9 protein-coding genes and 1 other annotated feature are annotated in these 11,007 nt (G+C 41.8%); all 9 genes read right to left on the reverse strand.

Features of this window, described 5'->3' with window-relative positions:
• Window positions 1–476: 476 nt before the first annotated feature.
• On the reverse strand, window positions 477–815 hold the full coding sequence (locus D0T57_RS14420; RefSeq protein ID WP_163274186.1) for a YegP family protein: 339 nt from the start codon (window positions 813–815) through the stop codon (window positions 477–479).
• Window positions 816–959: 144 nt separating this feature from the next.
• Window positions 960–2,741 (reverse strand): ABC transporter ATP-binding protein, encoded by a 1,782-nt coding sequence (locus D0T57_RS14425; protein WP_163274187.1) that lies wholly within the window; start codon window positions 2,739–2,741, stop codon window positions 960–962.
• A 274-nt stretch (window positions 2,742–3,015) separates the two neighbouring features.
• Window positions 3,016–3,747, reverse strand: coding sequence for an SAM-dependent methyltransferase (locus D0T57_RS14430; RefSeq protein WP_163274188.1), 732 nt, complete (start codon window positions 3,745–3,747; stop codon window positions 3,016–3,018).
• On the reverse strand, window positions 3,731–5,221 hold the full coding sequence (locus tag D0T57_RS14435; protein ID WP_163274189.1) for a glycosyltransferase family 39 protein: 1,491 nt from the start codon (window positions 5,219–5,221) through the stop codon (window positions 3,731–3,733). The genes D0T57_RS14430 and D0T57_RS14435 overlap by 17 nt, the downstream gene beginning before the upstream one ends.
• A gap of 38 nt (window positions 5,222–5,259) precedes the next feature.
• Complete coding sequence (locus tag D0T57_RS14440; protein ID WP_163274190.1) at window positions 5,260–7,017, reverse strand: hypothetical protein; 1,758 nt, start codon at window positions 7,015–7,017, stop codon at window positions 5,260–5,262.
• An 87-nt stretch (window positions 7,018–7,104) separates the two neighbouring features.
• On the reverse strand, window positions 7,105–9,060 hold the full coding sequence (gene gyrB / locus D0T57_RS14445; RefSeq protein ID WP_163274191.1) for a DNA topoisomerase (ATP-hydrolyzing) subunit B: 1,956 nt from the start codon (window positions 9,058–9,060) through the stop codon (window positions 7,105–7,107).
• A 156-nt stretch (window positions 9,061–9,216) separates the two neighbouring features.
• Entirely contained in the window at window positions 9,217–9,975 is a 759-nt protein-coding gene (locus tag D0T57_RS14450) for a glycosyltransferase family 2 protein (protein ID WP_163274192.1), read from the reverse strand.
• Between the two features lie 75 nt (window positions 9,976–10,050).
• Complete coding sequence (locus D0T57_RS14455) at window positions 10,051–10,200, reverse strand: hypothetical protein (protein ID WP_163274193.1); 150 nt, start codon at window positions 10,198–10,200, stop codon at window positions 10,051–10,053.
• A gap of 52 nt (window positions 10,201–10,252) precedes the next feature.
• Window positions 10,253–10,843, reverse strand: coding sequence for a rhomboid family intramembrane serine protease (locus D0T57_RS14460; RefSeq protein ID WP_163274194.1), 591 nt, complete (start codon window positions 10,841–10,843; stop codon window positions 10,253–10,255).
• Between the two features lie 78 nt (window positions 10,844–10,921).
• Window positions 10,922–11,007, reverse strand: a sequence feature (5S ribosomal RNA rRNA prediction is too short).

An 11,007-nucleotide genomic window follows, 5' to 3' on the forward strand; every position in this document is an offset into this window, starting at 1 on the left:
GGGGGCTTGGAATAAGAAAAACAAAACTCGACTGCTGAAAATCAGTAGCCGAGCAATATTTTTTTATCTTTAGAGAGTTTTACCGGACAGCAATAATTTATTATCAATCATTTATATCGGTATTCAATCAATAATGAATCAAAGGTCCATTAAAAAAAGTAACACATGTAACACCTTTTAGCTATTTTTTCAGTGTTACTTTTCTTTAGATACAAGTAAACAAGATATGAGGCACAAGCTCATATTTTACCAGAAACCAACTCGTTAACTCGTCTACCGGTTTCTTGTATCTCTCTAAAAAGTAACAAAGGTAACACCTTTTAGCTGTTTTTCCATTGTTGCTTTTTCGCCGGCAGATAACTCCGCCTGCATACTAAAGATAAAGATATACGGATAAAATAGCAAAAGAAAAGCGAAAATCAAATTATGAATTTCCGCCTTTACATCTATAAGTAAATAAATACCTTATTATTTCCCTATTTCTCTACAGTAAGGTCTACCACCTCCGCATCAGGTGCGTTTTTCACTACCGATGCTATGCCGTTATCGCGTCCGGCAACGCTCTCGTACATTTCGCTTGTACCTATTATTTGCCCGTTGCTTGCTTTCAGGTTGAAGTATGGTTTGCCGTTCTTAGCTTCCAGTTTATCGAAACGCGATTCTATCTGGCTGTTTTTCTTTACCGATTCTATACCGTTTTTGCAGTTATCTTTCGTAGTATAACCTTCGCTGGTAAGTATCACCTGTCCGTTAGTAGCTTTCAGATCGAACTGGAACTCTCCGTTCTTTCTCTTTTTGATTTCAAATTTTCCCATTTTTAGTCTTCGATTTTTAATTCAGTTTGTATTAAATAAAAACGCAATTTAACAATAAAATGTTTATCTCATATATCCTTTTTCATATAAAAACATCTTTTTTAGGGAAAATAAAACATCCGCCCTGCACTCCTTCTATATTTTTCATTCCAAGGTCTTCGATATCTTGTCTATATTCAGGCTGCGTGCCATAGCATCGAATATTTCCTTATATGTACCGTTCTGGTGATATATTTCGTCGTGAGTGCCGCTTTCCACCACCCTGCCGTCTTTCATTGCATATATCTGGTCGGAGTCGATAATCTGCGATATACTGTGCGATATGATAATCACCGTACGGTCTACCTTTATGGCATCGAGGCTGTTTTTTATTTGCTCGGTAGACACTGCATCGAGGCTGGCGGTAGGCTCGTCGAGGAAGATGACCGGCGGATTTTTCAAAAACATACGCGCTATAGCTATCTTCTGTTGTTGCCCTCCGGACAATGCCAACGCCGAGGTCTGGTATCCGTTTTCGAAAGCTACGATCTGGTCGTGGATGTATGATTTCTTGGCTGCTTCGACAACCTCTTCGAACGTAGCGCCGGGCTTTCCGTAACGGATATTTTCTTCTATCGTACCGTTGAATATATGGTTTTTCTGCAAAACCAACCCTATATTCTCGCGCAAGTAAGCTGTATCGTATTTGTCGAGCGAAACCCCATCGAGCAATATCTCGCCCGAATCGGGAGTATAGAATTTGTCCAGAAGGTTTATCAATGTGCTTTTCCCGGCTCCCGACAAGCCGACAAGAGCGGTCACCTGCCCGGGTTTTATCACCATATTTATATCATGCAGGGTTTGCACATCATTGTCGGGATAAGTGAAATTGATATGGCTTATTTTAAATTCCCCATGAATGGCTGCGGGTCTATATTCCCCCGATTCTTCTGTCTGATGATCGGCATTGAGTATATCGAAGAACCCTTCGGAGTATATAAGGGCGTCGTTCATCTGGTCGTAGATGCGATGCAACTGGCGGATAGGCGCCGATACGTTGTTGAACAGAAGGATGTGGAACATGATAGCACCTATCGTCATCTGGCCGGTAAGCACCAGATAGGCAGTAAGTATGATGATGAGTACGACTCCAATCTGCTCGACAAAGCTTTTCAGCCCATCGAACAGGAAGCTCAGTTTGCGGGTCTTCATCTGGGCGTCGGTCAGGTTGTTTTGCAACGCCATTTGCTTGTCGCTCTCGATATTCTCCCTTATAAAAGACTTGATAACTGTAATAGACTCCAGAATGCCTAGTATGCCCTGGCTTTTATTCTCTCTTAGTTCCCTTATTATGCGCCTTGTCCCACTCATTTTCACAGCTTGCCTGCGGCTCACCTCATAATAGATGGGTATGACACACAGGCCGACCAAGCCTACGTAGAAGTTGGCATTGAACATCATTATCAACGCAACGATGGAGTTGGCAAACAAGGGCAGGATATCTATAAAGAAGTTCTGCACAAGGCGGGTCAGGCTCTCCACTCCCCTGTCGATACGCGTTTGCAATTTGCCGGGCTGGTTGCCGCCCGATGTGTAAAATGCCAGTTTGTAGGTAAGTATCTTATCAATAACGGATTGAGCAAGGTCTTTGGCTACGTATATCCTTAGCTTTTCTCCATAGAATTTTTGTCCGAATTGTATAAACGAGTTGACTATTTCTTTTCCGATAAGGATGATCGAAATCGTTATCAGTATCGACAACCCTTCAGCCAGCCCTTTGTGGGCTTCTACCAACCCATTTATTTCGTCGACCGTATATCTCAGCACCCAGGCATTTACCTGTGCAGTGAGCGAGCCTATCAAGGTGAGTATAAGCGTAAGCACTACCAGCCAGCGATAGGGGTACACATAAGGTTTTATATTTTTGAAAAGCTGATACAACGACATCTTATAGTGGTTTTATATATTACAAATCAGTAGCCGAAAAAAGTAACAAAAGTAACACAATTTACATGTTTTTTCAATGTTACTTTTTTCGTGCCGCGGCATTGCCCCAAAGTCCTCGAGGGGGCTTATATAGATAAAGTTCCAGGAATATAATTACACAAAACATTTTGGGGATAACTGAAACCGATTACCGATCGACACAAACTATAACCTTTTATCCCTCAAAATGTTTTTATGCCCGCTTGCATTTTTTCTCAAAAAAAGTAAAACAGCCTTATTTGTACAGTAAAAATATGCAGAGTTGCTTAGCCATATCGGGCAATTGTTTTTGCCACTGGCTTATCGTTTTAGTTTTTATGTATTCGTTTTCGCAGGTTATATTCATGGCAATACAAAGCTTTGTGCCCGGTTTGCAGTTACGGATGATATCTTCTACCAGCTTTTGATTCCTGTAAGGGGTTTCTATAAATATCTGGGTCTGCTGATCGTGGTAGATACAATTCTCCAGCTGCTTAATTTTCTTTACACGTTCCGAAGCATCTACAGGCAAATATCCCTGAAAAGCAAAGCTCTGCCCGTTGAAGCCCGACGCCATAAGCGAAAGCAAAATAGATGAAGGCCCTACCAGCGGCACCACCCGATAGCCCCGGCTTTGGGCTATGGCAACAATATCGCTTCCCGGATCGGCTACAGCCGGGCAACCGGCCTCGGATATGATGCCGATATGAAAACCTTCTTTTATGGGGTGTAGGAAAGTATCCAGACGGTTGCGGTCGGTATGCTTATTCAGCTCGTAGAAAGTAAGTGCATCTATGTCGATATCACGGTCTACCTTTTTCAGGAAACGCCGCGCCGAACGTATATTCTCTACAATAAAATGTTTGATTTGCAGTATAACTTCGCGGTTGAAAGGAGGGATAACCCTTTCTATACTTGTTTCGCCCAGTGTTACGGGTATAAGATACAACGAACCTTGTGTAATTGAATTATCAGTTTTTTCTTTCATATAAATACATCGTTCTTCCGCCTTCGTTCATTTCCTGTTGTCTGATTGTATAATTCCGGCTAAGTGCAGGAAGATTGAAGAAATAATCGAAATTGTAACCGCCCTCCGACAGAATTATAAAATGTGCTTGTTTTTCTTCTATATACCTTGTCTGCTCGTCTCTCATGTCGGGATATATATCGTAGGCCAGGTTAGGAGACATCGAATATTTCAGGTGGGGAACAATGTTCAATCCTGTAAATATCGAATTGAAAGAATCGAGATTGAGATTGAGCAAAGTAGGGTCTTTTTCCTGTCCCACAATCTTTGTATATCTAGTCAATATAGATTCTTTTTTGTTTCTCCCCAATAATTCGTTTATCTGATAACCGAAAAAGTTCTTCTGCCCTATACCCCATATCAGAGCGACGGCTGCAAATATAATATAAAATCGCCGTTTATCCTCTACTTTGACGAAACGCGCCAATACAATAAAGCCCGTCAGCCCATATATATAATACGGAATGGAATAATAATAAATAAAAGACGGTGTAACGAATATGGCACAATACAATGCAAAAAAAGACAATATAAGAGCAATACGCCCGAAGGTATTCTGAATATACTTAACGGGGAAATATATAGCACCCGTCAGTATCAGCAGGAATGGGAACGTATCGAACCGCAGCCGCAGGTAGAAAGACGTCGCTATCCGCTCTGCAATCTCCATCGGCGAACCTACATTGGCATACTGCCTGTTGAGGACTATATAGATGTCCCAGGCTTCGCTCAGTGCCCCATTCACCAGCAAATACAGGCTGATAGGCAGGGCTACGACTGCTACACCGCATATAAATGCTCCTGTATTTTGCAATATATTCTTATTTTCTTTTTTATAAAGCAAATATGCGAACAACCCCAACAAAGGGAAAAACCAGAATATTGCCAGATTTATTTTGGTAAACAATGTCAGCGCAAACATTATGCCGTGCAGCAGCATATCGACCGGACGGTGTTGCCCTCCTTCTTTATCTTTGAAGTAACGAATAAAAACAAATAAGCTGATGCACTGGAAGATGGCGATAAACTCTTCTGCCGAACCGCCCTGACCTGTATGTGTAAGCATAAATACAGGAAACAGCAAAGCTACGGCAAATGCATTTACCCTGACAAGAAACAGCCTCGCTGTATAAAATGCAGCAACAGCCATCGTAAACCAAAGCAGGGATTGTATGATGTACAAACCGAAGAACGAAGCATTGGAAATAAGATATCCCAAACCATATATAACGAATATAAGCGGACCTTTGTGGTCGAATGTTTCGGTATATAGGGTTTGCCCGTTGAACATCGCCTTTCCTACATTGAAGTACAAATTGACATCTGCCCAATCGTTAATCGGATATAGGGGAGACATGGCAGTACAAAAAAGTTGCAATACGAAAACATAGCCCAATAGGGAAAAGAGTAGTTTTCTTTCGTCTGATAATGCCATAGTTTAGTGTTGCTTATAAATTTAAAAATCCCCCGTAATCATTCATTCCCCTTTGGGCGAAACCCCTCCTGCAAAGTATGTCCGCGCGAAGTTACTGTCCTGATATCGGGGCCACGGCTATGGGCTTTCAATGTATCGAGAGAAGTAACCGGCAACTTGTCGTAACCGCCCAATCCCCGTATGGTATCGGCCGTAATATAGATGGTGACATCGCCCATCGGGTATTCCGAAAATTGGGTAGGGATATGCCTTGCTTCGGCCTGATCTATCGAGCCATATGGCATATAAAGAGCCGAAAACATAGATTTTCGCCCTTCCAGTACCGATGTGGGATATAATAGTTTGTAGAAATTGTAAATCCTTTTGAAAGAAGACAATAACATCAACGATGCAAATAAGATGAGGGTAATACGACCAAACTTCGGACAATATTTATCTTTCGTGAAAACAAATACAGACAGCAACAGGAAAGCCATGCCGAAAAATGCGCCGTTGGCAAAACGGAAATCGGGAGCCATTGCATACCAATAGACTGCGTAGGCAAACAAAGCAATATACATCAAATAATGGCTTGCCGGCAAGTATTTTTTCTTTATCGTCTTATAAATAACGCCAAATGGAGAGATAAGGGTAGCGGCAACCATCACCATCATTATCAATACGCTCAATATAAACAACTTATTATTCATAAACCCATCGCCCATAAAATAGCGGAAAGTGATGAAATCGCGAAAGTTGCCATGTGCAAAGACCTGCAAACTCCACGACTCGAACTCAGCCACTGCTTTATCGAGTTTCCAGTCGAACGAGAAAACATCTATCTCCGGAAGAGGGTAGAATAAATATCCTGTAATAATAATTGTACGAATAATCCAGGGAACAACAACCAACAAAGCCAATAGTGTAAACACCGAAAACACCCTGAAATCCTTCTCCTTAAGCAACCAGACAAATATGCCTATAGCTACAATACATATCGGAGCCGACGATACCTTAAAAGTAAATAAACTGACAGGGATGATAAAATAAAGCAAACGGCTGTCGCGAAACATATCGGGATATAATACCAGACGGGCGGCCAGATAGAAAACAAAGGTATTGGGAATAATATCGGTCGACGAATCGCAGATATAATCTACATTGACAGCAAAAAAGAGGAAGAACAAGATAAGCAGAACCACTCTTTTTATTTCGAAATTGCTCCTGACCAGTTCTACGAATATCCACAGCATCAGCAGGACTATGGGCACGGACTGGAATGTATATATGGCTTCGCCCAAAATAAAGCGAAACGTAAAAATAGCACTGACCAGCAGGAAGTTGGAATTGAAACCGAAACGGCTCTCCAGGTTTGCAAGTCCGGGAACTACGGCATAGTCTTCGTTCCAGTGTATATTCTGGTAATGGTAATATGCTGCATCGAATACGTGCGAAGCCCAACTCAAATAGATAAGCAGTGCAAATACAGGAATAGCAAGCAACAGCTTTTGACTGTTCGAAAAGGTATTATTCACTCTTTCGAACCGTGCAATAAAGGCCTTTAAGCGGTCTTTATTTACTATCCAGTATATGACAGCTATAAGGATAAAGGCAAGCAGCATATAGTGATTGGAAGGCAGCCAGAGGGATGTCAGCGACAATATAGCAGCTATAAGGCACGTCCCCAGCAGGAAGGTATCCATTGCATTATACTTCTCGTCCAGATGGCTCAATTTGCCTACCAGATGTACGAGCATGCTGCCAAAGGAAAGAACAACAAAGGATATGATAATCCAAGATATAAATACTACAACCATCCCTTTCCGGTTAAAACATAAAAGGAGAGCATTACCTCAATAACCGCCCTCCTTTTCTTTATAAACAATCAATATATCATCAACCGCTTATGCGTCTATTTTGGCATAAGTGGCGTTTTCTTCAATAAATTCGCGGCGAGGCGCTACATCTTCACCCATAAGCATAGAGAAAATATGATCGGCTTCGGCTGCATTCTCTATTGTCACCTGGCGCAATGTGCGATGTTCAGGGTTCATAGTGGTTTCCCATAGCTGCGAAGCGTTCATTTCTCCAAGACCTTTGTAGCGTTGGGTATGTATCGCATTCTCGTCACCGTCGGCATATTTGTCGATAAATGCGCGGCGTTGGCGGTCGTCCCAGCAATATTCTTCCACCTTTCCTTTACGGCAGAGGTATAACGGAGGCGTTGCTATATATACATATCCTTTTTCCAGAAGGGCTTTCATATGGCGGAAGAAGAACGTAAGTATCAGTGTAGCAATGTGGCTACCGTCTACGTCGGCATCGGTCATGATTACCACCTTGTGATAACGGAGCTTGTCGAGGTTCAGTTCTTTCGAATCATCTTCCGTACCTATCGTTACGCCCAGTGCTGTAAATATATTCTTTATTTCATCGCTTTCGAACACCTTGTGAGGCATGGCTTTTTCCACATTCAGTATCTTACCTCTCAATGGCAGTATAGCCTGAAACATACGGTCGCGCCCCTGTTTGGCTGTACCTCCCGCCGAGTCTCCTTCGACAAGGAATATTTCGCAATTCGATGCGTCTTTGCTCGAACAGTCTGCCAGTTTTCCCGGCAGCCCACCTCCTGTAAGCGGAGATTTACGCTGCACCATTTCGCGAGCCTTGCGAGCTGCGGCACGGGCTGTAGCGGCAAGGATAACTTTCTCAACTATAGTTTTAGCTTCTTTCGGATGCTCTTCGAGATAAAAACCTAATGCTTCGCCTACAGCTTGGTCTACAGCTCCTATAACTTCATTATTCCCTAATTTTGTTTTGGTTTGCCCCTCGAACTGAGGTTCGGCAACCTTGATAGAAACAACTGCCGTAAGTCCTTCGCGAAAGTCGTCTCCACTGATTTCCACCTTTACTTTTTCGAGCATTTTGGTGTCTTCCGCATATTTTTTCAATGTACGCGAAAGTGCCCGGCGGAAACCGGTAAGGTGTGTACCACCTTCTATGGTGTGTATATTATTTACGTATGAATAAACATTCTCGTTGTAAGAAGTATTGTATGTCATTGCCACTTCGACCGGAGTTCCCTGCTTTTCGGTAGTAATATGTATTACATCGCTGATAAGGGCTTCTTTCGAAGCATCTATATAGCGTACAAATTCTTCCAGTCCTTTTTCGGAATAGAATGTATCGCTACGGAACGAACCGTCTTCTTTCTTCTGGCGTTGGTCTGTAAGCGACAGGCGTACTCCTGCATTCAGGAACGCAAGTTCGCGCAAACGCGAAGCCAATGTGTCATATTTATATTCAGTAACAACAAATATCGTATCATCGGGCTTGAAAGTAATAACAGTACCTGTATCTTTCGACTCCCTTGTTTTTTCTACTCCTGTAAGTGGCTTTCCGCAAGAATATTCCTGCACATAAACATAGCCTTGTTTATGCACCTCGGCCTTTAGATAGGTAGATAAGGCATTCACACAAGACACACCAACACCGTGAAGCCCCCCCGACACCTTATATGTTCCTTTATCGAACTTACCTCCGGCGTGGAGGACTGTCAACACGACTTCGAGTGCCGATTTATTTTCTTTTGGCATAATATCTACAGGGATACCACGCCCGTTATCTTTTACCGATATGGAATTATCTTCGTATATAGTTACCTGAATATCGTTGCAAAATCCGGCGAGTGCTTCATCTATAGAGTTGTCAACGACTTCATATACCAGATGGTGTAATCCTTTTTCGCTTATATCACCGATATACATTGCCGGCCTTTTCCTTACGGCCTCCAAACCTTCAAGCACCTGAATGTTTTGCGCCGAGTAAGACTCACTTGCAATTTTTTGTTTCTCTGTCATGTTCGTATATTTCTATTTTTGAGGCGAATAACCGCCACTTGTTTTGCGTCTAAAAATCTAACAAATATACGCATTTTTCTTCTAAAAAACAAGAAAGAATCGCATTGATAATGGTCGCGTTTTCGTATGAAAAACAAGATTATTTCAATAATATAATTACCATCTTTTAGAAAAAATGTTGATAAACTTTTTTACTTTTAGCGAAAGTTTGTATTCCTTATATTTCTTATCCGAAATAAAGCCGTATTTATGCTGTATCATGTAGTAATCGGCATAGAAGTCGAAGAAAGAAGATGATATGCCTCCCAACAGGAAATTGGAAACAACGACATCTACTTCTTCCAGATTTACCCCCTGCGACACGCACCGGCAAATGAAGTCGTAATCGGCCAATACCCGCACCGACAAATCGTATGCCCCGTATTTTTTATACACGGATTTGGACACAAATAATGTAGAATGAGGCAGTACACTTTCCGAAAGGAAAGCAGCTCCCCGGCGATGAACATTAAACACTTTGCCATCTTTCCATACCCGTTCTATTCCCGAAAGCATGCTGTTCAGTCTGTCTGTTTTACCATCGGAAAACTTATTCCACATCACTTCCAATGCATTATCTTCGTACCAGTCGTCGGAATTGGTTATGCCCACCAGTTCGCCTTCAGCCAAAGCGACGCCCTTATTCATGGCATCGTAAACGCCATTATCAGGTTCGCTGATTATCCTTACATTTATACCTCTTACTTCGAATTGGGGTATATAACTGCGTATCGTCGCGATAGTATTATCTTTCGACACACCATCTATAATAATATATTCGAAGTCGGTAAATGTTTGCCTTAACAGGGCATCTATCGTGCCGTGTATTGTTTTTTCGGAGTTATAAGTAGGAGTTATAATAGAAATCTTTGGCATAGCAATTTATTTATAATAATGTACAAAGATAGTGTAAGCATGTCGATTCCATCTATTATGGATACACAAATTTAATTAATCCTCCAGATAAAAAAAACGGCATGTAGTACGGTAAGTTTCATCAGTCAGGTCTTCCGCATCCCTATCTAAAACATGGGCTATTTCCTCCAACATATGTACCAGATATTTAGGCTCGTTTCTGCCATCCCTTGGCTTATCGGGCATATTCCTCGGCGTTAGAAACGGCGCATAAGATTTACACCTATATCTATTGTTTTCATTGTTCTTTTTTTGCTTGTTTTTTGATTTCCCTTAGTCTGTTTTTCAATAAAAATGCCCATAAAATACCGGAAAGGAAGCCTGACAGATGCCCCTCCCATGAGATGCCTTCTTCTCCGGGAAACATCCCGTATATCAGCCCGCAATATAAAACAGCAACTACAACAGCGACTATTACCAACTTTATATTACGGCTAATTATGCCGCCAAATACGAGGAATGAAGCCAATGCATATATGACCGAACTTGCTCCTATATGCCATGCCGGACGCCCGACCAGCCATAGCGTTATGCCGGAGGTTATCCATAATAATGGGAGTATATATCCGGACTTCCGCCCATAGAAGAAGAATAATGCAACTAGCAATATAAATAAGGGCAATGTATTAGCGATAAGATGCTCCCAGTTTCCATGCACAAAGGGGGAGAACAAAATGCCAATAAGCCCGTCAGATTCGCGGGGATAGATACCCAAGAAGAAGAAATCGAGATGGAATAAATGTTCTACAATGGCAACAATCCATATTACGAGGACTATTATAATCGTCAGTTCGATTGAAGCTCTTAGCTTTCCAAAAAATTCTTTCATAGTATATTTATAACAAAAAAAAAGACCCATTAGAATTATTATCTAATGAGTCTTTTAATATTAAAAAAAACGGCGGTAACCTACTCTCCCACTTTTACGCAGTACCATCGGCACGACCGGGCTTAACTTCTCTGTTCGGAATGGGAAGAGGTGGAACCCCGGTG

This window comes from Dysgonomonas sp. 511, from assembly GCF_010501105.1.
Taxonomy (GTDB): Bacteria; Bacteroidota; Bacteroidia; order Bacteroidales; family Dysgonomonadaceae; genus Dysgonomonas.